This window comes from Helicobacter mehlei, assembly GCF_007280785.1.
Taxonomy (GTDB): domain Bacteria; phylum Campylobacterota; class Campylobacteria; order Campylobacterales; family Helicobacteraceae; genus Helicobacter; species Helicobacter mehlei.
Genome location: NZ_VKGC01000005.1, coordinates 51,499 through 75,547 on the forward strand (window position 1 = coordinate 51,499; position 24,049 = coordinate 75,547).

At 45.8% G+C, this 24,049-nt stretch carries 28 protein-coding genes, 2 tRNA genes and 1 other RNA gene; 5 read left to right on the forward strand and 26 right to left on the reverse strand.

What is annotated here, in order from left to right; genetic code table 11:
• Window positions 1–3 precede the first annotated feature (3 nt).
• The 5 genes from miaB to FNE76_RS03210 form a co-directional block, all read right to left on the reverse strand.
• Window positions 4–1,317 carry a tRNA (N6-isopentenyl adenosine(37)-C2)-methylthiotransferase MiaB gene (gene miaB, locus FNE76_RS03190; RefSeq protein WP_120948007.1) on the reverse strand — a complete coding sequence of 438 codons (1,314 nt, stop codon included), beginning with the start codon at window positions 1,315–1,317 and terminating at the stop codon, window positions 4–6.
• A gap of 7 nt (window positions 1,318–1,324) precedes the next feature.
• Complete coding sequence (locus tag FNE76_RS03195; protein ID WP_120948006.1) at window positions 1,325–1,570, reverse strand: HP0268 family nuclease; 246 nt, start codon at window positions 1,568–1,570, stop codon at window positions 1,325–1,327.
• Between the two features lie 64 nt (window positions 1,571–1,634).
• The gene (locus tag FNE76_RS03200; protein WP_120948005.1) at window positions 1,635–2,030 is read right to left on the reverse strand and encodes a hypothetical protein; all 396 of its coding nucleotides are present in this window, start codon (window positions 2,028–2,030) and stop codon (window positions 1,635–1,637) included.
• Between the two features lie 121 nt (window positions 2,031–2,151).
• Window positions 2,152–3,279 carry a DUF354 domain-containing protein gene (locus tag FNE76_RS03205; RefSeq protein WP_120948004.1) on the reverse strand — a complete coding sequence of 376 codons (1,128 nt, stop codon included), beginning with the start codon at window positions 3,277–3,279 and terminating at the stop codon, window positions 2,152–2,154.
• Window positions 3,279–3,977 (reverse strand): 5'-methylthioadenosine/adenosylhomocysteine nucleosidase, encoded by a 699-nt coding sequence (locus FNE76_RS03210; protein ID WP_120948003.1) that lies wholly within the window; start codon window positions 3,975–3,977, stop codon window positions 3,279–3,281. Before FNE76_RS03210 ends, FNE76_RS03205 begins: the two co-directional genes overlap by 1 nt.
• Window positions 3,978–4,070: 93 nt before the next feature.
• Between FNE76_RS03210 and FNE76_RS03215 the strand changes: the two genes are divergently transcribed.
• A tRNA-Ser gene (locus FNE76_RS03215) sits at window positions 4,071–4,161 on the forward strand.
• 144 nt (window positions 4,162–4,305) lie between these two features.
• Here FNE76_RS03215 and FNE76_RS03220 read toward each other — a convergent pair.
• Window positions 4,306–4,381: transfer RNA gene (locus FNE76_RS03220), tRNA-Phe, on the reverse strand.
• Between the two features lie 86 nt (window positions 4,382–4,467).
• Here FNE76_RS03220 and FNE76_RS03225 point away from each other — a divergent pair.
• Genes FNE76_RS03225 through FNE76_RS03235 form a run of 3 tightly spaced genes read left to right on the forward strand, consistent with a single transcriptional unit; the run spans window position 4,468 to window position 6,088 of the window.
• Window positions 4,468–5,220 carry an exodeoxyribonuclease III gene (locus FNE76_RS03225; RefSeq protein ID WP_120948060.1) on the forward strand — a complete coding sequence of 251 codons (753 nt, stop codon included), beginning with the start codon at window positions 4,468–4,470 and terminating at the stop codon, window positions 5,218–5,220.
• A gap of 54 nt (window positions 5,221–5,274) precedes the next feature.
• Window positions 5,275–5,769 (forward strand): 4Fe-4S binding protein, encoded by a 495-nt coding sequence (locus FNE76_RS03230; protein WP_120948059.1) that lies wholly within the window; start codon window positions 5,275–5,277, stop codon window positions 5,767–5,769.
• Entirely contained in the window at window positions 5,756–6,088 is a 333-nt protein-coding gene (locus tag FNE76_RS03235; RefSeq protein WP_143928371.1) for a chaperone NapD, read from the forward strand. The genes FNE76_RS03230 and FNE76_RS03235 overlap by 14 nt, the downstream gene beginning before the upstream one ends.
• On the opposite strand, the gene FNE76_RS03240 is transcribed toward FNE76_RS03235, so the two are convergent.
• The 11 genes from FNE76_RS03240 to FNE76_RS03295 all read right to left on the reverse strand — a co-directional run bounded on the left by FNE76_RS03240 (window position 6,085) and on the right by FNE76_RS03295 (window position 15,416).
• A complete protein-coding gene (locus FNE76_RS03240; protein ID WP_120948002.1) occupies window positions 6,085–6,627 on the reverse strand; it encodes a hypothetical protein in 543 nt (180 codons plus the stop codon). The genes FNE76_RS03235 and FNE76_RS03240 overlap by 4 nt on opposite strands.
• 37 nt (window positions 6,628–6,664) lie before the next feature.
• Window positions 6,665–7,023: a transfer-messenger RNA gene (gene ssrA / locus FNE76_RS03245) on the reverse strand.
• Between the two features lie 186 nt (window positions 7,024–7,209).
• A complete protein-coding gene (locus FNE76_RS03250; protein ID WP_235852219.1) occupies window positions 7,210–8,268 on the reverse strand; it encodes a type IV secretion system protein in 1,059 nt (352 codons plus the stop codon).
• Window positions 8,269–8,462: 194 nt separating this feature from the next.
• Entirely contained in the window at window positions 8,463–9,071 is a 609-nt protein-coding gene (locus FNE76_RS03260; protein ID WP_120948001.1) for a MotE family protein, read from the reverse strand.
• On the reverse strand, window positions 9,064–9,492 hold the full coding sequence (locus FNE76_RS03265; RefSeq protein ID WP_120948000.1) for a flagellar FliJ family protein: 429 nt from the start codon (window positions 9,490–9,492) through the stop codon (window positions 9,064–9,066). Before FNE76_RS03265 ends, FNE76_RS03260 begins: the two co-directional genes overlap by 8 nt.
• A 1-nt stretch (window position 9,493) precedes the next feature.
• Window positions 9,494–10,720, reverse strand: a complete 1,227-nt coding sequence (locus FNE76_RS03270) for an adenylosuccinate synthase (protein WP_120947999.1) — start codon at window positions 10,718–10,720, stop codon at window positions 9,494–9,496.
• A 10-nt stretch (window positions 10,721–10,730) separates the two neighbouring features.
• Complete coding sequence (locus tag FNE76_RS03275; RefSeq protein WP_120947998.1) at window positions 10,731–11,666, reverse strand: ribose-phosphate pyrophosphokinase; 936 nt, start codon at window positions 11,664–11,666, stop codon at window positions 10,731–10,733.
• Between the two features lie 2 nt (window positions 11,667–11,668).
• Window positions 11,669–12,163 carry an HIT family protein gene (locus tag FNE76_RS03280; protein WP_120947997.1) on the reverse strand — a complete coding sequence of 165 codons (495 nt, stop codon included), beginning with the start codon at window positions 12,161–12,163 and terminating at the stop codon, window positions 11,669–11,671.
• Window positions 12,164–12,172: 9 nt separating this feature from the next.
• Complete coding sequence (locus tag FNE76_RS03285; RefSeq protein WP_120947996.1) at window positions 12,173–13,639, reverse strand: Mur ligase family protein; 1,467 nt, start codon at window positions 13,637–13,639, stop codon at window positions 12,173–12,175.
• On the reverse strand, window positions 13,639–14,364 hold the full coding sequence (locus tag FNE76_RS03290) for an alpha/beta fold hydrolase (RefSeq protein ID WP_120947995.1): 726 nt from the start codon (window positions 14,362–14,364) through the stop codon (window positions 13,639–13,641). Before FNE76_RS03290 ends, FNE76_RS03285 begins: the two co-directional genes overlap by 1 nt.
• Window positions 14,364–15,416, reverse strand: coding sequence for a D-alanine--D-alanine ligase (locus FNE76_RS03295; protein ID WP_120947994.1), 1,053 nt, complete (start codon window positions 15,414–15,416; stop codon window positions 14,364–14,366). Before FNE76_RS03295 ends, FNE76_RS03290 begins: the two co-directional genes overlap by 1 nt.
• 174 nt (window positions 15,417–15,590) lie before the next feature.
• On the opposite strand from FNE76_RS03295, the gene prmC reads away from it, so the two are divergent.
• Complete coding sequence (prmC, locus tag FNE76_RS03300; RefSeq protein WP_120947993.1) at window positions 15,591–16,427, forward strand: peptide chain release factor N(5)-glutamine methyltransferase; 837 nt, start codon at window positions 15,591–15,593, stop codon at window positions 16,425–16,427.
• On the opposite strand, the gene nspC is transcribed toward prmC, so the two are convergent.
• The 9 genes from nspC to lepB are packed head-to-tail and all read right to left on the reverse strand — an operon-like array spanning window position 16,424 to window position 24,049.
• A complete protein-coding gene (nspC, locus tag FNE76_RS03305) occupies window positions 16,424–17,626 on the reverse strand; it encodes a carboxynorspermidine decarboxylase (RefSeq protein WP_120955887.1) in 1,203 nt (400 codons plus the stop codon). The genes prmC and nspC overlap by 4 nt on opposite strands.
• Before the next feature lies 1 nt (window position 17,627).
• Entirely contained in the window at window positions 17,628–18,599 is a 972-nt protein-coding gene (locus FNE76_RS03310; RefSeq protein WP_120947991.1) for a chemotaxis protein, read from the reverse strand.
• A gap of 34 nt (window positions 18,600–18,633) precedes the next feature.
• Window positions 18,634–19,734, reverse strand: coding sequence for a redox-regulated ATPase YchF (gene ychF / locus FNE76_RS03315; protein WP_120955886.1), 1,101 nt, complete (start codon window positions 19,732–19,734; stop codon window positions 18,634–18,636).
• Window positions 19,734–21,215 carry a leucyl aminopeptidase gene (locus FNE76_RS03320; RefSeq protein ID WP_120955885.1) on the reverse strand — a complete coding sequence of 494 codons (1,482 nt, stop codon included), beginning with the start codon at window positions 21,213–21,215 and terminating at the stop codon, window positions 19,734–19,736. The genes ychF and FNE76_RS03320 overlap by 1 nt, the downstream gene beginning before the upstream one ends.
• A complete protein-coding gene (locus FNE76_RS03325) occupies window positions 21,209–21,841 on the reverse strand; it encodes a DedA family protein (RefSeq protein WP_120947988.1) in 633 nt (210 codons plus the stop codon). Before FNE76_RS03325 ends, FNE76_RS03320 begins: the two co-directional genes overlap by 7 nt.
• A gap of 9 nt (window positions 21,842–21,850) precedes the next feature.
• A complete protein-coding gene (apt, locus tag FNE76_RS03330; RefSeq protein WP_120947987.1) occupies window positions 21,851–22,399 on the reverse strand; it encodes an adenine phosphoribosyltransferase in 549 nt (182 codons plus the stop codon).
• 8 nt (window positions 22,400–22,407) lie between these two features.
• Complete coding sequence (locus FNE76_RS03335) at window positions 22,408–22,740, reverse strand: hypothetical protein (RefSeq protein ID WP_120947986.1); 333 nt, start codon at window positions 22,738–22,740, stop codon at window positions 22,408–22,410.
• Window positions 22,734–23,180 (reverse strand): ribose 5-phosphate isomerase B, encoded by a 447-nt coding sequence (gene rpiB / locus FNE76_RS03340; protein WP_143928372.1) that lies wholly within the window; start codon window positions 23,178–23,180, stop codon window positions 22,734–22,736. Before rpiB ends, FNE76_RS03335 begins: the two co-directional genes overlap by 7 nt.
• On the reverse strand, window positions 23,180–24,049 hold the full coding sequence (gene lepB / locus FNE76_RS03345; protein WP_120947984.1) for a signal peptidase I: 870 nt from the start codon (window positions 24,047–24,049) through the stop codon (window positions 23,180–23,182). Before lepB ends, rpiB begins: the two co-directional genes overlap by 1 nt.

A 24,049-nucleotide genomic window follows, 5' to 3' on the forward strand; every position in this document is an offset into this window, starting at 1 on the left:
GCCCTATGCTCCTAAACACAAAGCTCCTCTCAAACTCCCTTTGTGTTGATCGACCACCTTCACAGCGACCAAATCGCCCAACTGCACGCCCAAAGCCTCAAAACGCAACAAACGCCCATTATCGCTACGCCCCTCAGCCACACCCTCAGCGGTATTTTCCACCAAGACCCGATGGACCTTACCCATCTCTTGGGTGGCTTTTTGCTCTAAAATCTCCTTGTGTCTGGCTTGCAGGGTTTCTAAATTGCGTTGGGCAATCTCTTTGGAGACTTGGTTTTCCCAGCTACCCGCAGGGGTCAGCGGGCGGGGGGAATAGACAAAACTATAGAGTGTATCAAAACGCACCCGTTCTAAAATGTCCAGTGTGTCTTCAAAATCAGCTTGGCTCTCCCCGGGAAAGCCTATGATAATATCCGTGCTGATCCCCACATCAGGGACTAAAGCCTGTAATCTTGCGATGCGATCTAAATACCATTCACGGCTATAGCCTCTTTTCATCGCTTTTAAAATGGCATTTGAGCCACTTTGCAAGGGGATATGGATACTTTTACACACCTTGGGATTGCGTGCAAAGCATTCCAAAAAGGCATTATCCATGTGTAGGGGGTGGGGGGATGTGAAGCGAATCCGCTCCAAACCCTCAATTTGACTCAAAGCGTCTAGCAAATGATTAAAATTGACCTTGGGGTGGGCATTGCTAAAGCGCACGCCATAATTATTCACATTCTGCCCTAAGAGCATAATCTCTTTAGCACCCAGTTGCACACGCCTTTGGGCCTCTTTGAGGATCAAATCCATGGGCACTGAAATCTCTTTACCTCTGGTGTGGGGTACAATGCAATAAGTGCAATGTTTATCACAACCTACAGAAATATTAATGAGTGCCTTGAGTTGGCTTTTTTGGGGGGTGGCAAAAACATAGGTGCTATCATCGTGATCCAAACCCACTTCAACGGCTTTAGGCTGGTGGATGATCTGGGTGATCTTAGAAGTTTGGCGCGCACCTAGCACAAAATCCACACTCGGGGCTTTTTTTAAAATCTTTGCTCCCATGTGGCTCGCACTGCACCCACACACGCCAATTTTGGCCCCGGGTTTTTTGATCTTGGCAAAATGCCCGATCTCTGAAAACAACTTGCGTTCGGGCTTTTCACGTACACTACAAGTGTTGATTAAGATTAAGTCTGCCTCTTGGGGCCGATTCACGCCCACATAGCCCACCTTGTGCAACTCGCTAGCCAAATGCTCGCTGTCGCGCGTGTTCATCGCACAACCCATCGTCTCAATGTAAAGCTTTTTAGTGGCAACTTCTGGCATGCGCACCCTAGATAACGTGGAGCTGGTAGATAAAATCCTTGTCATCGGTGCTAATCTGCACCTCAGACAAATAAGCCTTGCACCCCTTTTGGGCCAAGAAATCGACCGCCTCCAACATGTCCCTATGGGTGTTGCTCGGGGCGAAGTAAAAGATATGCTCTTTGTGTTTGAGGTATTTTTGGTGTAAATCCTCTAAGCTAATGGTGTGGCTCTTGCTCTGCTTGCGATCCGATCTAGCCAAGCGCAACTCCATTTGACCCCTTTATAATGGATTAAGCTTGCGAGTATAACGCACTTTGGCTTAAAACACCAAACCCCTAAATATCAAACCCAAAGCCTGAATTGGGATCATCAGTGTGGCGGTGCCCAGCTTTATGAGGGTGGCGCGCACTCCCCCCATCTGAGATGGGGGCACAATGGTCCTTTTTATGGGTGTTGAGTGGATTATGGTAGGAATTGCACAAATAAGACTGCCTGTAGTAGCTGATAGCCTCTTTTTTGTGCAAGTGGGCAAGGGGCGTGCTACCCTTAGAGCAACTCATATTGACCTCAACGGGTTCTTTGGAGAGAGAATCCATGAGCAAAGAACTAGGGGCTTTACCTGTCGTCTTGTTTTTTGGAGGGAGTGCCACAACACCTACCCCCAAGGAGCGTGCCAACTCTTGAAATGCTAAAACCTGTTCTTGTTTAAGATTTTGGACTAATAAATCCATGAAAACTCCTTTATGGACTAGATTTCCCATTCCTTGACTAAAATATTACACTTTTAAAAATAATAAAATGGCAATGAAAAAAATCTATAGCAACTTCTCAAAGATACACCTATTTTCGTGGTTACAGACCGCCAAATACAGCCCCAATACTGCCCATATTACCCATTGCCTCAAAAAAGAAATCAAAGTTGGGTTTGCCCTTGATGAAGAATGCCCTTGCTTTTTTACGTCTTTGGGCTTGGATAGAGAGGCGATTAGCATGCGCATTCTTGCCATAGAGGGCTAGGATTTTCTGGACAAAATCTAGCACCTCTAGGGAGGTGCTGGCATGCGCCATCAAGCCATGTTGGAGCAAATAGCAATCGTGATAAAGCCAAAGCGAACGGGTGGAGATGGTGGGCAAGCCAAAATAACAACTCTCTAAATTCATCGTCCCCCCGCCCCCGACCATCACATCGCTATGAGCATACAAACTCAGTGCACTAAATTTTTGCTCCAAGACATAAACATTCTCCAAACCCTGAAAGGCTTGTTGGAGTGGGGCAGGATTGTAACGCGTAATCAGGGCAATATTCACATCTAGGGCATTGAGTGCCCGCACACTTTCATAGATGAGATTAGATCGCACACGCACATAGTGGGCTTGTTCCTCCTCACGCACCAAAATAGTCGGGCGGGTGGTTTTAAGCCCACAAACCTGCCTAAAATCGGGGGGCGATTCTTCTGTGTTGATCCAAAGCACTGGATCGATAAAGGGATAGGTTAGGACATTGTGTGCGCCAGCTTGCTGGTAGGCACTCTTGGGCACAACAAAGGGGGCAAAGATCACATCAGCTAAAGGGGCGCTGAGTTTGGCTAATTTGGTCGGTGCTAGTGATGCAAGGTTAGGCTCTTTAGGATCAAGCCCTAAGCTAGGCGTATCTAAAAAATAAGCGATAGGGATTTGCAAGGCAAAAGCACTTTGCACGGCTTCCACACTTGCGCCCACCACCAAGAGATCGGGGCGTTGATCTTTAAAAAGAGTCAAAAACCATTGGCTGCGTTTTAAACGCTCGTGGTATTTTTCCTCCAAGCTCTCCCCCCGCCCACCAAAGCACACATAGGGCAAGCCATAGAGATCTAAAAGCGCGCGTGTCTCTTGATAATTGGGACTGCTCCTAGTGGTGATTAAAATCTCGCCGGGCAAAAGGGGGATGAGTTCTTTAAAAAATAAAACATATTTGGGATCAATGATGTCTAGCCAAATCATTAATCAGCAAGTCTGCCCAACATGTTAAAGACAAATTGCGCACTGATCTGTGCGCTTTGGTGCAAGAATTGATCAAAATCGCCCGGGGCTTCCCCGTTAGCCTTGTCGCTCACGCTCCTTAAGACACAAAAGGGGACATGGAAGGCATGGCAAACAAAAGCGACCGCTGCACCCTCCATTTCCACCACCGCCGCGCCAAAGTTTTGCGCCCATTCTTGTTTGCGCCCCGGATCGCTCACAAATTGATCGCAAGTGGCGATCACGCCCTCTTGGAGTGGGATACCCAAATTTTGGGCTGTCTGTCTAGCCAAATCATTTAATGTAGGGTCGCTGGTAATAAATACCGCACTCTCGGGGATAAAACCCAAAGGATGCCCAAATGCGCTCAAATCCACATCGGCTTGGCAAAGCTGGGTAGCCAAAAGCAGGTCATTGATATTCAAATGCGGTGCTAACCCACCAGCCACGCCACTAAAAATCAAGGCCTCAATGCCATAGCGCAAAATCATCGTACTCGCTGTCAAGCTGGCATGCACCTTGCCAATCTTGCTGTAAGCCAAGATAATTTGGGAATTTTGGAAAGGGATGGTATAAAAAGTATTCCCCCCGACTTGTTCTGTTGTGTGGGCGGGGAACATCTCTAAAAAAGGTTCGATCTCCTCACGCATCGCCCCCATTACGCCGATTGTTTTAAACATGTTTATCCTTAATGATTTATTCTCTGTTTATTCTAGCATATTAAGCTTTCTCTTAGTGGCAAACGACTAGAATTGTACTTTGTGTGTCAAAAGGGACAGGTGGGTGAGTTGGCTGAAACCACATCCCTGCTAAGGATGCGTAGCTGCAAGGTTACCGAGGGTTCGAATCCCTCCCTGTCCGCCACTTTGATTCCCCCTATATTATTCCTCTAAAGTCCAGATTTAGCACCATTGGAGTTCTTGCTTGTATTTTGGTGGAATCAAAATGAGAGAAGGGTTTTTGGTTATGCAACAAGCAACTTGGATTGTTAGTAACTAGGTAAAAGGATGGTGGCTTGAGGCGGAATCGAACCACCGACACGAAGATTTTCAGTCTTCTGCTCTACCGACTGAGCTATCAAGCCTTGAAAACAAGAGCCAATTATACTACAAGGGTCTCTAAAATTTACTTAAAATCGTTATAATAAATCCCAAAATGCAAGAGGCGATGGTGTATTTAATTTCTTGGAATGTCAATGGTTTGCGTGCATGCATGCAAAAGGGTTTTAGAGAGTTTTTGGAACAGAGCGGGGCGGATATTTTCTGCGTGCAAGAAACCAAGATGCACCCCGAGCAAGCTAATTTTATCTTTCAAGATTACACCTCTTTTTGGAATAGCGCACAGAAAAAGGGCTATAGTGGGGTCTTGACCTTGAGCAAAAACGCACCGATTAGCACCACTTATGGGATTGGTGTTGCCACACATGATCTAGAAGGGCGGGTTGTAACTTGCGAATATGCGGATTTTTATTTGGTGAATGTGTATGTGCCCAACTCCCAAAGGGGCTTGTTGCGCCTTGATTACCGCTTAGAATGGGAGGAGGCTTTTAGGCAATTTTTGGCAGATTTGATGGGGCATAAGGCGGTGGTGGTGTGTGGGGATTTGAATGTCGCCCATAAGGAGATTGATTTAAAAAACCCAGAGCGCAACCACCATAACGCCGGCTTTAGTCCTGAGGAACGCCATGCTTTCGACCGGCTTTTAGACTTGGGCTTGATTGACACCTACCGCCATTTTTACCCCAACCAACAAGGAATTTACACTTGGTGGAGCTATATGAATGAGGCTAGGGCTAGGAATATCGGCTGGCGTATCGACTATTTTTTAGTTTCTCACACACTCCAAGAACAGCTCAAAGATGCCTTGATTTACCCACACATCTTGGGGAGCGATCATTGTCCAGTAGGGCTTGAAATATTTTAAAGATGGTTACTGCAGAGATGGAAATTGGCAAGCTGATAGATTACAGAGATGGGCATGAAAGCAAGAAAACCCTTTAGAGAGATTTTTAACTCCAAACAAAAAATACCCCCAGTCCCCTTGCCCTATTTTGATCACGCTAAGTCTTCTCTTTGTTTGGATTGTGTGGGGGCGTGCGTACCTGCTTGTCCGGAAAAAATCGTGATCAAGCCTGAGCAACACATACCTTATTTGGACACCCAACAAACGGGTTGTACCTTTTGCCGGGCTTGCCAACAAGCATGCCAGTCGTGTGGAGGTGTGTTGCAGGAGACAAGGGGCGATCGAATCGAGGCATTTGCTTATTTGGATCGCCAGGCGTGTTTGAGTTACCAACGCGTGGTTTGTTTTGCGTGCAAAGATGCATGCCCCATAGATGCGATCCATCTTAGAGGGATGTTCGATCCGCATGTCCAAGAGTCATGTGTGGGCTGTGGCATGTGTGTGGGTGTGTGCCCAAGCAGTGCTATTTCACTCATTCCATTTCATGGAGGTTTAGATGAATATTTCTAGCGTGATTATCAAAGTGGATTTGGAGCACTTTGAGGATGTTTTAGAGGCACTTAGGCTGATTCCACATGTGGAAGTGCCTATTTTTGATCAAAAAAAGGGGATTGCGATCGCTTTGATTGAAGCGCAGAGCGTACAGGAAGAATTGGGAGCCAATAGACAGATTGAAGCCACTCCGGGGGTGATTAGTGCCCATATGCATTATAGCTACTCTGAAGATGACCCCCAAGCCCAAGAACTCCAAGAGATCGTCAAACAAATCGAGGGGGAGGATAATACACCCGTGCGCTATAGAGGCGATGTGCGCAATTGGATGGACTAGTTAGCTTTTCTGGTGTTTAACCACTGGGATTTGAGATCAAGGGCTGTTTGTAACGAGGCTTCTAGTTGGGTTAAAATACTCGTGATGGGGGTAAAATCAACACTCCCTTGTGGCGTATCCTTGATCCGTTTTTGCAAGGCGGTGGTGAGCTGGATAGCTTGATCAAAATCAATAGGGGCTTGGATCGCTTTTTTAAAGACCGACTCTATTTTGTCCTTGGTGTCCGTCTTGCCACCGGCAGTGTTACTGGGAGTGTTGTTTGGGTTAGGATTATTGGCGGACAGAAGTGCTTGGATTGTTTGCAAGTCTTGGTAGATTCCATTGAGTTCCTTAACTTGTGGGTAGGTCGCTCCCCTATCGATCGCCTTTTCTAGCATTGCATGGCTCACAGTAACCAATTTTGTCGCTAATTCCGCACTCTTGGCTTGTTCGTTGGAAAGTGCTTGGATATCAATGGCGCGCAAAGGGGAAAGAGCCCAAAAAACCAACACGATCCAAAACACAGAGCCTACTAGATGTTTGCAATACTGAAGTCTCATCGCTTTTTATCCTTCTAGATTGTGATCGTTGGTAAAATGGTGGAGCTGTGGGGAATCGAACCCCAGTCCAAAAACTACATCCATCCGTGGGCATCTACATGCTTAGAGAAGTTTTGGATTTTCTGGTCTTTCTAGCCCAACTCCTCAAGAACTTAAGAAAAACCCTAGCCCTAAGCTTACTTTAAAAACGGGCACTTTTTAAAGGCAACTGGCTAAAAATGATGGAACGCCCAGCCAACACCAGTCGATTCGCCAAGCTTCCAGCTCCTTACGCTACTTTAGCGTAGTTAGGAGCGTAATTAGGATTATTTACGCTTATTGTTTGTGTCGTTTAACAAGAGACACTTGGCATGCAACCCACGCAACGCAATCTCTGTCGAAATCCTAGTCAGCCCCATTTAGCCATAAATAACCTAAAGGGACTCATTCTAGCACAAAATTCTTATAGTTTTTTTAAACTAACTAGGTTTTGCGCACATGCACAGGGACTTTTTTGCATCTCATGTATTTTACCCGTGCAAGCCTCTAGGCCAAAAACCAGCACAAGAGTCCCCAAACAATATCCTATTTTTATTGGCATACTCATCCTTGGTGTGTTTGTCTGATGTCTATACTGGGTTCTGATAGGGTCTGAATCTTAAAAGAGGGTTTTTGACTCCAATGGCGGCTCTCTTGGGTTTCTGTGTTGTTAGAATCCACTAAACTTGTATGCTCCACACACCCTACACTCTGCAATAGCGCACTCTTGCTCAAAGTGGCCATAGAGATCATGTCTTGGAGTGTTCCTTGTGTGTGGAAGAGGGAATGGATAAAATGGGGGACTCTGCAGACCAGAAATAACACCAATAACGAACTCACCACTAAGATCACAGATGATCCAATTGGGGCATGGGCATTGTCTAAATGCGTGGGGATGGTGCTGATTAGGGTTTGCACCACGTGGGCATTATAAAAGGCAACTAAAAAGACAATGGGTTGGTAAAGGCTCAAGGCGGTGCATTTTTTAAGGTAGAGCCATAACATCGATCTGGTGGCAACAAAAAAGCCGAGGGGCAACATTAACGCCCCAAATGCCAGCCAAAGATAAATCTCAATAGAAACGATCAAGACAAGGACCAAAATCAAGGTTAAAAGCGCGCCTTGAGACAAAATGAGTGCGCCCATTAAAAGCATAGATGGATTGGCATTAGTCTGTTGGTGGGTGATCTCGGATAAAATCCAAACCAAAGTGTGGAAAGTTTGGTTGATGAGAAACTCTAGGCTAAGTTGCTGGGCGTCTAAGCCCAGTGTTTGGCCAGAAGCCTTTAAGCTTTCTTGTACCAATTCCATGAGACTATCAGAGGCATAAAAGATGGTTGTTTTTAGCCACGTATAAAAGGCTTGGGGGTGTTGCATGGCATAATTAAAGAGCACAAAAAAGCCGGCAAAACTAGCTAGACTAAAGAGAGTCCGCCACCTGAACATATCGGCATGTTGCACCCTTTGGTAAGCCCAGATCATCATAGCCAAGACCACTAAAGCGTTTGCCAGAAGTTGGAACTTGACCACTTGGAGCATTTGCAAGCCAATATGCTGGATCAAAGCGTGGGTGGGGTCCATAAAAAAATGCAAAACGCTTTGATAAAGCTCTGGTACCGACAAATCAAAACCTTTGGCTTAAATGCTCCATTATAATGAAGTTTGCACCCAAAAACCATTAAGAAACACCGCTAAGTTGGACCTAATAGCAGAGTCTATATCTGAGATGCCTTTTGTCCCCTCCTGGTTATCTTGTCGTGCCTTTGATAATCTTTGTGTTGATCTGGGGAGCTTTGGCAATCCCCCTTGATTGGTTTTTATTCCTCATCCTCATTTTTGGGTTTGGGAGGGGGAGGGGGAGGGGGGGCGATGAAGGGGGGGCCTTTTTGGAGCATTTCGGTTAAACTAGCTGCCTTAGCGGGGTCCATCTTGGCTAAAATTTTGCCCATGTCCTTAGCCTCTAGTTTGGATAAAATCGTTGCGGCCTTATCAATGGGCATGTCTTGTAAAATGGGTGCAGCTTTGGAGTCCTTCATTTTGGCATAAGTCGTGGCGACTTTAGAAGTGCTCGCCTCTTTAATCTCTTTTAAGAGTTGCTCGTTTTTGGCGATCAAATCTTTCATCTTTTTTTCGCTCTCTGCTTGTGCCTTCTTAAAATCTGCCTCTTTAGTTTCTAGTTCTTTTAATTTGGCATCTAGAGCCTTTTCTCTAGCACTAACTTTGGCATTGCGTCGATCTAAAAGGTTTTGGGTTTCATTCTGCAAGGTTTGCAAGGTTTGGGCGCGCTCTTGGAGTTTTTGGAGTTGGCCAGCGATTTCGGCTTTACGGGATTCAAAAATGGCATTGCATTGCAAGAATTCTTGAGAAGTTGGGGTAGCCACCAAAATATTTAATGCACACACTCCGAAAATGAGCCACCTAAACACGCTTGTCCTTTTGGTTTTGGTAAAACACACCCATGCCAATGGCATCCATCTGCTTATCCTCAAACTTTTTAAGCTTCTGCTTTTGTTTTTGGATTTCAAGGGTTTGGAGGTATTTGATCTTCTCGTATTCCAGCATCGCCGCCTTGTGCAAGTCCTGCAAATGTAACCCCACTTTTCTAAGTTTGCTAATTTCGGTGTGGATTTCATCGATCATGTAAAGATAATTTTTTTTGAGGGCACTAAGTTGCCTCAACTCCATGTATCCCCCACAAGCAGGCAAACTCAGATCGTGTAGTTGGGCTAAAAGTTCTTGTTGCTCCTCTTGTTTGCGCTTGATTTGGTTTTGGTTGTGGATGATGTCGCTTTCATAGCGTTGTGCGATCTGGTGCTTGATCTTAACAAGAGAGCTAAATGTATCCATGTTAGTTCCTTAAAATCATGTCTTCACGCTTAGGGCTAGTAGAGATGATTTTAATGGGCACGCCAATAAAATCTTCAAGGGCTAAAATATACTCTTGGGCTCCTTTAGGCAAGTCCTCAAACTTGCGCGCCCCCGCTGTGCTCTCCCAGCCTTTAAAATTTTGATAAATAGGCGTGATGCCCTCTAGGTTGCTGGGCACATGCGCGATCTCTTGCCCCTCTTTTTTATAACCCACTCCTACTAACACTTCCTCTAAACCATCTAAGACATCAAGTTTCATTAGAGCTAGCTGGGTGCAACCATTCAGGCGACAGGCATATTTCACACCCAACGCATCAAAATACCCGCACCGCCTAGCGCGCGCCGTGGTTGTGCCAAATTCATGCCCTTTTTGGCGCAAATACGCCCCCACAGCCCCCAAATCCTCGCTAGGAAAAGGGCCATTACCCACGCGTGTGCAGTAAGCCTTAGCCACCCCAATAATTTGATTAATGTCTTTAACACTAAGTCCGCTCCCAGAGCATGCCCCCGGGGCTATAGTGGTGGAGCTGGTCACATAGGGGTAAGTCCCAAAGTCAATATCTAGCATGCTCCCCTGTGCGCCCTCTAATAAAATGCGTTGCTGTGTCTTTGTTGCCTCCCATAAAAGCGCGGTGGTATCGGTGATATAAGGGAGAATAGGGGGGGCGTAGGTATCTATGTATTGCTCTAGACTTTGCATACTGGGGATGTTCTCCTTGCAAGGCATGGAGGACAAAAAGGCAAGTTTTTCTTTTAAAAGTTTGGGGGAGCGCAAATCCCCCACACGCAAGCCTACACGGGCGATCTTATCTTGGTAGGCTGGTCCGATCCCCTTTTGGGTTGTGCCAATCGCCCTTTTAGGGTTTTGTTCGTGGTTGATGTCTAAAACTTGATGGTAGGGTAAGATCAAATGCGCCCGATCACTCACAAAAAGCCGCCCCTTAAGATCGCCAAAGGGCTGCATCTCCTTAACCAGCGCATCTAGGGCAATTACAACCCCATTCCCGATTACAATTTTACAATGTGGGTAGAGCACGCCAGAGGGGATCAAGTGCAAGGCATGGGTTTGTCCATTAGCTACAATGGTGTGTCCGGCATTGTGCCCCCCTTGAAAACGCACGACAAAATCATAATTTTGTGCCAAGTGATCGACTAACTTCCCCTTGCCCTCATCTCCCCACTGCACCCCCAAGACAATATCAGCCATGCGATCTCCCTTAAACAAAGAGCGAATGCACGCTCTCATTGTGATAAACCCGGCGAATCACTTCCGCAAACAAAGGTGCTACGCTCAAAACACGAATCTTGGGGTGTGGGGCTTTAAGCGGAATGGAATTACTCACCACCACCTCATCTAGTTCGCTCTCTTTAATGCGTTTGATCGCATTCCCACTCAACACCGCATGCGTGCCTAATGCCATCACCGAGCGCGCGCCTTTGGCTTTGAGCATGCTAGCCGCCTTGCAAATCGTCCCAGCCGTGTCGATCATATCATCAACCAAGATCACATCCCGCCCCTGCACATCCCCAATTACATTCATCACTTCTGCTTCATTAGCGCGCTCACGGCGTTTATCTACGATCACCAAATCCATGCCAATTTGGTTAGCAAAGTAACGCGCCCGCGCCACGCCTCCAATATCTGGGCTAGCTACAATGGGGTTTTTAAAGTCGCGATCCAAAATATAATCCCTAAAAACAATCGATCCGTAAAGATTATCCACCGGGATATTAAAAAAGCCTTGAATCTGCCCGGCGTGTAAATCCATCGTAACGATGCGATCAATCTGTACGCTTTGCATCAAGTCGGCTACAAGTTTAGCACTAATAGGCACTCTAGGGGCTGCCTTGCGATCCTGTCTGGCATACCCAAAGTAGGGAATCACCGCTGTAATAGAACTAGCCGAGCTACGCCTAAGGGCATCGACCATGATTAAAAGTTCCATGAGATTATCATTCACCGGCGCGCAAGTGGGCTGGACGATACACACGTCCCGCCCGCGCACCGATTCGCTGATTTGCACATTGATCTCCCCATCGCTAAAATGCCCCAAAACCGCCTTAGAAAGCCCGATATTAAGGTGTTTTGCTACCTCCTTGCTAAAGCTAGGATGTGCGCTCCCACTAAAAATCTTAAAGCTCCGCGTTTTCATGCTCACTCCTTGAAGTAGTCAGCAGATTTACTCTTTAAATCCGCATAGATTGCCTCAAAATCCACACCATAAACCCGTGTTTCCCCAATGACACTTATAAAATTTACATCTTTAGCAAACCGGGGCACCAAATGTCCGTGTAAATGCGCGCTAATGCCCGCACCGCCAACATCTTTGAGATTAAAGCCTAGATTAATCCCTTGTGCCCCAAAGGCATAGAGTAATTGTACTCCTTGATAAATGCGCATTTGCAAATGTTGCCACACCTCTAGGCTGAGTTGCTCGGGGCTATCCACATGCGCATTAGGAATCACCATGAAATGACCGGGATTATAAGGGTAGGCATTCATCACCACAAAGCAATGGAAATCGCGGTGCAAAACATGGTGTTTGCTATCTAAATGCGGGTTTTGCTGGATGGCACAAAATACGCAATCGTGATCGTGGCTCAACTCTTGCAAATACGGGCTACGCCAAGGGGCATATAATCGTTGCATGGGCTTGTCCTAAATGTAGTTGGGGGCATCGTTGGCAAACAAGATCAAGTCTTTAGGGAGGGTCATGGTTTGCAAGACTTGCTCTAATTGGCTCTTGTCTTTCAAAAAAACTTTTTGGGGCCGCTCAATCGCGCTGGCAAAAACCTCCACATTGAGTTCGCCCGTGATGATCACAATGCTAAAGACTCCATCAATGGCTTGGGCTAGTTGTTTGTTACTGGCTTCATCACTCTCCACCAAGCCCGGGGTAACGATGATTTTGCGCCCCTCATACAGGCTAGCCAAACGCACGCTCTCTAACATGCCCTTTAAATTGCCATTAAAACCATCATCAATAATCACCTTGTCATTGACATGCACAAGGTGCAGGCGGTGGGGGACGGGTTTGAGTTTAGCAACAATCTTTTTAAGTTGGGGGATGGGGATTTTAAAATAAAAACCGACCATGACCGCTAAGCTGATATTTTCCACATTGAAAGCCCCTAGGATATTGGTTTGAAAAGCCACCCATTGGTGATCCAAAAAGAGTTCAAAGCGTGTGCCCTCTAAAGTCGCTTCAACACCTCTAATTTGCCCCGGGTAGGGCAAAATCTTTTGTTTGGGCTCAGGAGGACAATATTTTTCTAAAGGGTTGGTGTGGTAACAAAAGGCTTGAATTAAACGTGGCGAATCCAAGAGTTCAGCTTTGGTTTCATAAATGGTTTGAATATTTTTGAAGTATTCAATGTGTTGGTTGCCAATTTCAGTGATGATGGCATAATGGTGTTCTAAAAGTTTGCTAATCGCTCTAATGTCTCCCTTTTGGCGCGCCCCTGCTTCGGCGATGTAAATGGCGGTGGTTTCATCTAGGTTATTGTTAATGTCGTGACTCAAGCCTAGCAAAGTATTCACACTGCCCAAAGTCGCATGGACATTGTATTTATTTTGCAACATTTGGTAAAGGTAGTTTTTGATACTGGTTTTACCAAAACTCCCGGTGATGGCAATGATCTGCAAATTTGTCATGCGCTGGAGCTTGGATTTAGCCAGTTGGATATAACCCCTTGAGGCGAGCTTTTCAAAACCTTGAGAGCCTAGGTGGGCCAGAGCGATTAACAAGAGATAAAGTCCAAAAGGGGCTCTGCCATACAGACTACCTAAGATTGCATCGGCGATTAAGAGTAAGAAAAGAAATCCAAAGAAGCGCAACACGCGAGGGGTAAAAACCAAGCGTTTATCTAATTTGATCGCCCATATAATGAGCCATGGGAGTTGCACCACGCCCACAAAGAGATCAAATAACCAAATGACATGGAAAAGATGAGTTACCATAAACACGCCTGAGGGCAAGAGGGCATGATAGACATGCCAACGCCATTTGTGGTGCTTGGTGCAAATGCGGTAAAAACTATAGTTATACCATTGCAATAAGGTCATCAAATAGTAATTGAGTCCTAGGACAAACGCCCACACCACCAACAAATCTAACATTTCCATCAAAACCCCTCCAGATATTGCGCACAATGTTCCTCCACCACCGCACCCTGCTTTAAAAAAAAGTAATGATCGCCTTGCAAACTCACAAAGTGGTTATGCGGGATCAGCTGGGCGATTTTTTGCCCTGCTTCTAGGGGGGTGGTGGTGTCCTCTTGCCCCCATATAATCAAAGTCTGTTTTTGGCATGCCCTAAAGGGGTCTTCAAAATTTTCTTGCACGGTGTATTTGAACACCTCATACATGGCTGGGTTGAGATCGCGCGCATCCTCACTTCTTAGCTTGCAAAGTGCCTTTTGCAAACCCCAAGCCTTTAGGCACTTGGCTAGTTTAATCTTGGCGCGTGTTTTGAAAGACTTGGGGATTAAAATCCCCGCACTGCTCAAAAGCACCAGGTGTTTGCTTTGACAAAGAGTGGCGACCTTGCCCCCAAAACTATGCCCGATCGCAATATCTGGGGACACTTGCAAGGAGTTAAAAAAGGCATCAATGATTTGGGCATAGTCGCTGGGGGTCAAAAAAGTATCATTAGGGCTTTTGCCAAATCCGGGCAAATCCACATAAAAATGGTTGTAGGCAGCAAAATAGGGCTTAAAAGCCATTTGCATCAACTCCTTAGAACTCCCCCAACCATGCAGGAAGACCACATTTTTACAAGCCGATCGGTTATAAAAATCATAGGCAATCTCAAATTCACCCCCCCTATATTTTATACGCCTCCTAGCCATTACTTGGCTTTTTGGATTTGTTCAATGTAGTGGTAGGTGATGGGGATGGATACTTCTTTGGGCAAAATCACTCGTTCTAGGGTGCTTGAAAAGTCTTCAAAAAGATAGTGGGCGAGACTCCCGGGAATGGGATTGATCTCATTTAGGTAAATTTCATCATTAATGACAAAAAAATCACAACGGATAATTGCCCCGACAAACAAGGGGTTATAAATGCGTTTGAAAAGGGCGCGCATCTGCATTTCTAACTCGCTACTAATGTCTGCCTTCTTGACCTTTTGGGTGCGCCCAAAGTCTAAATATTTTTCTTCAAAGCCCAAAAAATCCCTTTTCTTGGGCTCTTCAACCACAGAAAAAACAAATTCACTCTCGGTATCATCGCCCCCCTTTTTCACCATGCACCCAGCTAAGTTGTATTCTTTCACGCCCTCTTTAAAAGGCTCAATCATGACTTGGCTGTCAAATTCAAAGACTTCATCTAATACATACTCAATATCTTTTTCATCTTTTAAAATACTAATCCCAATGGAGCTCCCCAAGCGATTGGGCTTGATAATTAAGGGGTAGGAAAGCCCTTTGATCGCACTACCTTCGCGTTTGTCTAAAAATACATAGGGCAGTGTTTTAATGCCCTTTTCTTTAGCCAGCATTTTGGTAAAGTATTTGTTGTAACTCATCACGCAAGCCTCCACCCGAGGACCAATAAAATCGATACCATAAAACTCTAAAAAAGAGGCAATCTTGCCATCTTCCCCATCACCTCCATGAATCAGGTTAATGAGACTCTCCATATTGATCGGCTTGCTCCCCAGTAGGCCCTGCGTGTGGAAGCCCTGATGCTTTAAGACGATCTCGGGGCACTTTTTATAATGCCCACTAGAAAAAAACTGCGAACGCATGTCTTTTTCAGCGATTAAATAAAAGCGGTGCGCCCCGTCCAAAAAGATAAAATGCGCAATCTGCGTGCCTAAAACTTGCTTGAGAGCAATGGCACTCACAATACTAATTTCATGTTCGTAGCTTTTGCCACCAAATAACAACCCGTATTCCACTTCTAATCCTTATATACATGCCAAGAGACGTCCATTTGCTATTATTATATCTAATCTTTTAAAAAATACCACCACCCCTACTTTTGGTATTGTTCTCTCTCAAATAGGCTAAAGGTTTTTTAGGTTAGAATGGCTGACTGGTTGCAAAACTAAATCCAATATCGTGGTTTGCTGATGGATGTTAATATTTCCAAAGCCTTATATGAGGCTAAGAGAATCCTTAAAGATAAAGGCATGCGCCCCGCATTAGAATCTGAGACCCTTTTAAGTCATTTGTTGGGCGTGGATCGGGTGTATTTGCACATGCATGCCCAAGAGGAACTAGATGCATTTGCCTTTGAGCACTTCATGCACATGGTGAAGGTGCGTTCTAAGGGCAAACCTTTAGAGTACATCACCCACGAGGTGAGTTTTTATGGGCGTTCATTCTTTGTTGATGAGCGCGTGCTGATTCCCAGACCGGAAACCGAGATTTTGGTCCATCAAGCTTCTCAAATTATTCAAGACTATGGGATCAAGAATGTGGTAGAAGTGGGGATTGGGAGTGGCGTTGTTTCGGTGAGTCTAGCCATCGCCCACCCTAAAATCTCCATTTTGGCAACAGACATTTCGATGGAGGCTTTGGAAGTGGCAAGCGTCAATATCGCCACCTTTAATCTGCAAAATCGCATCTCTTTATTCCAAACCTCTTTGATGGAGGGCGTGGATATTCAGGCGCGCACTTTGGTGGTGAGCAATCCACCCTATGTTGCGCTGGATTACCCTTTAGATGCCTCTGTACGTTATGAGCCTGAGATTGCCCTCTATGGGGGCGAACAAGGCGATGAGATCATTAAAGCCTTGATTAATGAGGCGGCCCATAAGCGGGTTAGATACTTGGTGTGCGAGATGGGGGCTACCCACCGCGCATCCTTGAGTGAGTACTTGGGGTTAAAAAATTACCAAGCCAGCTTTTATAGCGACTACGCTGGGCTGGATCGCGGATTTGTTGCCATCAGGCAAACTAACTAATTACGCTCCTTGTAGTGGGTGTAATCAAACTTTTGGAGCAATTTAAAGCGATCATGCTCAACCAAGCCCAAACTGGGTAGGGCAATCCCGTTAAAGGTGTTGTTTTTGACAATGGTGTAATGTAACATGTCTTGAAAAATGAGCTTATCGCCTATTTGCAAAGGACTCTTAAAACCATAGGGTCCTACAAAATCCCCCGCCAAACAACTGGTGCCACCCAGCATGCAAGGGTTCTCTTGGGGCTCTAAATGGGCTTGCTCTAGCCCTTGTGCGTTTATCCTAGCCACTTGTGGCTTATAGGGCATCTCTAAGCAATCGGGCATGTGGTTGGCGATGCTGGCATCCAAGATTGCAATGGGCATATCATTTTGCACCACATCGATCACGCTGGCTAACAAAAAGCCCGCTTGCCAGCCAACCGCCTCTCCGGGCTCTAAAAAAATCTCACAAATATTAGTATAGCGACTTTTAAAATCCTGCACCAACTGAGTCAATACCTCTATTTGGTAACCTTCTCTGGTGATGTGGTGTCCGCCTCCAAAATTAACCCATTGAACTTGCTTAATTGCCTCCCCAAAGTGCTTGCAGATGTGCTCTAGGGTTCTTTGAAACGCCAGCGCATCCTGTTCGCAATGTGTGTGGAAGTGTAGCCCACTAATGCTCTCTAGTCCGTATTTTTCTATACCCTCCTGAAAAGCACTGGGCGTGATCCCCAAACGGCTAAAGGGGGCGCAGGGGTTATAAATCAAGGGACTAACCTCGCTATAAAGCGGGTTGAGTCTCAAGCCCATCTTAATGGGTGAGAGCCCCAATTTATCTAATTGCTGGTTTTTTTTGAGCACCAAATCTTTATAAGCCATGTATTGGTTAAAGGAGTTAAAGATAATGTGCGTGGCGATGGGGAGGATTTCTAAAATATCTGCCTTTTTAAAGCCCGGGCTAAAAATGCAGATGTCTTTCCCACTCTCTCTAGAACCAAATTCCTCATAAGCCAATAACGCCTCATGCACCCCACTGGCACAACACCCCTGCAAACTGGGGCGCACCCACTCAAAGCAACGCCAAAAAGCGAAACCCTTCAAGGCAAGCAAGATTTTAATTCCTGCCTGTTGTTGTACCCGCTCTAGTAGTGCTAGATTGTGTTGGAGTTTGCTTAATTCTAGGACATAGCAAGGCGAGGGGATGGTATGATAATCCACTCTAAGCCCGCTCAGTGTGCATGAAATTTTTAATGATACGCTCCACATCTAAGGGGTTGGACTTAGAGATGAAGTCATCGGCATGCAAGGAGCGTGCCATCTCCTCATTAGAACTCCCACTCATGGAAGAATTGACCACAATGGGGATTTTAGCGGTGTTGGGGTCTAATTTAGTCCGTCTGATCACCTCAAACCCACTTACCTCGGGCATCTCTAAATCGGTGATGATCAAGCCCACATCCTCAACAATGGTTTCTTTATCAAAGAGATAATCTAAGAGCTGTTGCCCGTTGATGAAGTCCAAGTGTTTGATCCCCAGTTTGTCTAAGATCACCTGCATGGTCTTGAGCACGCTGGGCGAATCATCAGCCAGCAAAACCATTTTATCGCTATAGACTTTGGAGAGTTTTTCCAATTCTGCACGGCTTTCATCTTCAATCCAAGGGAAGACATCGACTAGCATTTTTTCAATATCCACCACCTGCACCAAACGCCCATCAAAATAGCGCGTGCGACTGACTAATTTAGAATTACCCGTATTGCCCCCCACGCCTGCACTCTGTTCGATCTCGGTCCATTTTTTATTGAGGATGCGATCGGCTTCGTAGATACGCACCCCAATGGTCCAACGCGAGAACTCGCAGATCATGATAATATCATCCTCCCCCTCAGCCCTTTCAACGCGGTAAGGACGCAAGTCCTTTTGCTTGTTGTTGCTGTCATAATAGAACCATTTTTTCATGTCAATCAAAGGAATGGTCATCTCCCGAATGATAATCAAGCCCTCCACCAAAGAATTAGGCTCATGGCTGATGATGGTCAAACTCCCCTCATATTTCACCACCTCGCGGATTTTAAACACATTCACCGCATAAAGGTCTCTATTCTTGCCTAATTTAAAGCACAGAAGCTGGAGTTCGTTATTTTTATGTAAGCTGGTAACTTGATCGATATGCGCTAAGTTATTGGTCATGCACTCTCCTTAAAAAGGTGGTCTATTATAACACCTAGACATTGAATCTAAAGTGCATCACATCTCCATCTTGCACGATGTAGTCTTTGCCTTCCACTCTCAGTGCTCCCTTAGCACGCGCACCCGCCTCACCCCCATAGGCAATAAAATCGTTATAAGAGATCGTTTCAGCCCTAATAAAGCCCTTTTCAAAGTCCTTATGGATCACCCCCGCAGCTACTGGCGCACTCGAGCCCCTAGTGATTGTCCAAGCCCTAACCTCTTTGATTCCAGCGGTGAAATAGCTCATCAAACCCAATTCTTGAAAGCTCAGGCTAATGATTTGTTCTAACCCGCTTTGCTTGATCCCCAAACTTTCTAAAAACTCTTGGGATTCCGCTGTTTCCATGCTCCCTAGCTCCTCCTCTAACTTGGCACTCAAACCCACAAAACACGCCCCTCTTTGCTGGGCTAAATCCCGCACGCGACACGCATGGGTATTTAAAGAGCTGGCATCTTCCTCACCCACATTAGCCACATAGATCACCTTCTTGGCACTCAAAAAGCGCAACTCTTTTTCCAACTCCTCAAAGTAAGGGTTATTTTTATCTTTAAAACTACTCACTGGATGCAAGGCATTGAGGTGTTCTAAGAGGTTTTGGGCGAGGTTTAAATGCGCTTGGGCTTCTTTGTTGCTTTTGGCTAGCTTGTTTAGTTTTTCTATGCGTTTTTGGAGGGTTTGGATGTCTGCTAAAATGAGTTCAATCTCTATGGTTTCAATGTCGCTTAGGGGATTGACCTCTCCGCTCACATGCGTGATGTCATCATCCTCAAAACAACGCACCACATGCAAGATCACCGCACATTCTTTGATATGCCCCAAGAATTGGTTACCCAAGCCCTCGCCAGCAGATGCCCCCTTGATGAGCCCAGCAATATCCACAAATTCTACGCTAGAGTGCTGGATTTTTTGAGGTTTGACAATCTTGGCTAGCTCCTTTAAGCGCGCATCGGGCACATCCACGATAGCCTTATTGGGGTCGATGGTACAGAAAGGATAATTAGCACTCTGGGCCTGTGCGGTACGGGTGAGCGCATTAAACAAGCTGGACTTACCCACATTGGGTAAGCCCACAATTCCAACAGAGAGACCCATTAAGACTTGGCCAAGACATCGAGCACAAATTGCACACACATGCGCACACCTGCCCCACTAGCACCCGGGGTATTCACATCCCAATCTTTTTCAACATAGGCAGGTCCAGCAATATCAATGTGTAGCCACTTATCCTTGTAAGCCTCACGGATGAACTCGTTTAAAAACAATCCAGCGGTGAGCGCGCCCCCATAGCGCACGGGGGTGATGTTGCTAATGTCTGCCATTTTAGAATCTAAAAGTTTGCGTAAATGGCGGTTAAAGGGTAATTTAGCCACCAACTCCCCACTTTTGAGGGCAGATTTTTCAAACTGGTTTTTGAGTTCTTCATTATTCCCCATGATCCCGCTGGTATAAGAACCTAAGCCCACCACGCAAGCCCCTGTAAGAGTAGCAAAATCCACGATCAAGTCGGGTTCCAAATCTTGGGCGAAACTCAAGCAATCTGCCAGCACTAAACGCCCTTCCGCATCGGTATTACGCACTTCGATGCTCTTGCCCTCTTTGGAGATCAAAATATCATCGGGGCGGTAAGAATTGCCTGCAATCATGTTTTCAGCTAGACCCAGCACGGCATGCACCTCTGCTTCTACGCCCAGATGCGCTAGGGCATTCACCACCGCTAAGACCGCACACGCCCCACCCTTATCGGCTTTCATGGTGATCATGTACTCAGAGGTCTTGATACTCAGTCCGCCACAATCATAAGTCAAGCCCTTACCCACTAAGACAATTTTTTTCTTGGCATGTTTGGGCTTGTAGATCACATGGACAAGTTGGGGCGGATTAGCAGAAGCCTGATTGACCGCTAAATAAGCCCCCATCTTTTTTTCTTTCAAATAGTCCTCACCATGCACAAAACAGTCTAAGCCATTTTTTTCCGCCAAATCTTGGGCAATTTTAGCCACATAGGGCGCGCTGGCGACATTTGGTGGAGTATTGACCAAATCGCGTGCCAAATTGACATGTTCGACCAAGATACGGGCTTTGTGGATTTTCTTTTCTAAAACCCCCTTGAGCGTATGGGGCTCCTCTGCAAATTCCTTAGCATCGCCTAGGGCTACAAGAACCTCTTTGAGGTGCGTTTTGGTCTTTTTCTCCTTGTAGGTTTCGTATTCATACATGCCAAATTGCAGACCTGTAAAAATTGCCAACATCGTTTCTGAGAGGGCATATTGTTCCACGGAGTGTTTAGCGGCATAGAGTCCCACCTTGGCACTTTTGAAGTGCATTTTTTTAATGGCACGAACCGCTTGGCAAGCGGCTTCTCTAAATAAATGCACATCGCTTTTAGGCACGCCCACATAAACGACCTTGTGGTGCTGATCCACAAACATGCCTTCGCCCTCGTAATTAAAAGTTTCTAGCTGCCGTTCATTGTGTATCCAAGAGGATTTTAAATCCTTCTCCACCACAAACACAACTGCCACATCAGCTTCTAAAGCTTTAAAACAAGTCTCTTCTAACTTGAGTTTCAACATTCCTTTCCTTTCTTAAGTTCTAAGCCCTGCTGGACTTTTTGGATTTTCTTATCGATCCTTTTTGTGTGCGCTCTGAAATACCAAAATACGCCACCCAGCGTACAGACCAAGAATAGTATAACGAGGTAAGGATAACGCTTAAGCAATCCCAGCAAGGCAAAAATTTGCTCGCCAAAATACCAAGCGAGCAAAATGGTGATCGATGCCCACACAAAAGCACTTAAAAGATTGATGAGTGCGAATTTCAGGGCACTATAACGGGTGATCCCAATACTAATTGGGATAATCGTGCGCATGCCATACATGTAGCGTTGGATGAAGATAATAAACCAGCCGTATTTTTGCAAAAGCAAATGTGCAAGAGCTAGTTTGCGCCGCTGTTTTTCGAGGCGTTTTTTGATGTAGTGCTTGCCAGTGCGGCCCACATAAAAATAAATTTGATCTCCCGTAAATCCCCCTAAGCCAGCCACCAAAATTGCCAAAAAGATATTCATATGCCCAGCGTAACTGGCAATCCCAGCCAAGATTAACCCAATTTCACCCTCCAAAATACTCCAAAAGAAGAGAATCAGATAACCCCAAGTAGCGGCGTATTTGTCCCACAAATCTATAATAAAAGCTTCCACACAAAACCTCTAGCGTTCATACTCTAAAACACTAAATACATTGGCCTGTTCAGCGATTTTTTGCAACCCACCCAAACTCCTAAGCGCGATCAAAAAACATGCTTCAATACACTTGGCTTGGAGTTTATCTAGGAGTTCTAAACTCGCCAATGCCGTCCCCCCCGTAGCGATCAAATCATCAACCAAGATCACATGGGCATCTTTGATCTCACGCAAGGCATCGGCATGGATTTCCACGCTGTCCTTGCCATACTCCAAACTATAATTTGCACTCAGGGTTTTAGAGGGGAGCTTGCCCTTTTTGCGTATGGGCACAAACCCCACCCGCAAGGCATAGGCTAGAGCTGCACCCAAAATAAATCCCCGTGCCTCAATGCCCACCACAAAATCTAGGCTGTGGTGCTTGTAGCGATCCTTGAGTGCATCAATGAGAGCACTGAATAAAGTTGGGTGGCTGATTAAAGGTGTGATGTCCTTAAATAAAATACCGTTTTGGGGGTAATTTTCAATCTCTCTAATATTGTCGCGAAGCTGGGATTTGAGCTTTTGGCTAAACATGGATTTCCTTATAATAATGCCTCAATTTTTTGTTCTAACTCTTTGATCCGTGCCTTGTATTTGTCAGTTTCTAGGCGGTATTGGGCGTTACGCTGTTTTAAAACCTTGACTTCATCTTTGAGCGCGTTCATTTCGTGGGTTAAAATATCAATGGTGCCCAACGAGCGTTGTAGCTGTAATTGGTGTTTTTGGATCAACACTTCTGCCTCTTGCAAGGTAAGTTTCATGGATGCCGAATATTTTTCCTGCTTTTTAGCAATGGAGCGGTAAAAAAATGCCCGTACCGCCATATAAGCCACAAAAAGCACCATGAGCGTGATGAGCATCCACTCAGCTAACATGGTTGCCCCTCTAGTTTGGCTAAACGGAGGACATGCCGCCCGCCCTCAAACTCTGTGCTAAAAAAAGCCTCTAAAATACTTAAGGCTACCCCAAAGCCTACGACATTTTGCCCCAAACAGAGCACATTGGCATCATTGTGTAATCTTGCCATTCTAGCCATGTAGGCATCTGTGCAGAGAGCAGCGCGCATGCCAGTCACTCTATTACAAGCCATACTCATGCCAATCCCGCTCCCACACACCAAAACACCTTTGGCTTGGCAATCCTGCTTTAAGGCATCACTCACTTGATGGGCAAAATCGGGGTAATCTACCCGTTGCCCCTTAGGGGGCGCAAACATCGTAATCTGGGCCTGTTTTTGTTGCAAAAACGTATATACAAAGTGAGCCAAATCCAAGCCCGCATGGTCGCAACCCACCACAACCTTTAAATTTTGCATCAGCTCCCCACTTGCTTGCGGGGTGTGGGGATTTGGTGTTCCAAGCCCTCCACGCTTTTAAACATGCGTTTCCAACGTACGGTGAAGAGATTTTTAGGGTTTTTGGTGTTAGCCTCAACACTATTGGTTAAGTTGATACTAAAATAGACAAACCACGGCGTGCCTATAATGTGGCTATAGGGTACACTCCCTACAAAACGCGAGTCAGTGCTATCATCGCGGTTATCCCCGATCATAAAGAAGTGATCGGATTCGATCTTGCTATAAAAGGCAGGGGTGCCCTCTAGGTCGATGAGTTGCATCGCCACGCCAAAGGGCTGGGTTGCATGGAGCATCTGCATATTGCTAAAAGCCATGTTATTTTGGCTATAAAAAATCCCGGGGTGTTTGGAGGCATAGGGCGCAAAAACGAAGTCCTTACCTAAAAATTGCTTGATCTGGTGGTTGGGGAAGTGTTTGGAGATGTAATCTGGATCGCTGTCGCTCTCTTTGGGGTGCAAATAAAAGCCCTCTTGATTAAAAATCACTTCATCGCCCCCAGTGGCAAAAAGTCTTTTGACCCAGTAGCCCTTATTGGTGTAGGGGATAAAGACCACAATTTCACCCCTTTGGGGTCTTTTGCCCTCAAATAAATGCCCATTCCCTCTAAAATCAGGGAGCAAGGAAAAATCCAACCATGGGAGTCTGGGCAAGGGAATGCCATAGCTAAACTTCTTGACAAAAAGCATGTCCCCCTCATAAAGAGTGCCCACCATAGAGCGGGAGGGAATCACGAAGGCTTGGGCAACAAAGAAAATTGCCAAGAGCACCAACACAATTGTGCCCACCCAGCTCAGCGCAAAATCCCGCAAACTTTTTAACAACGCCAT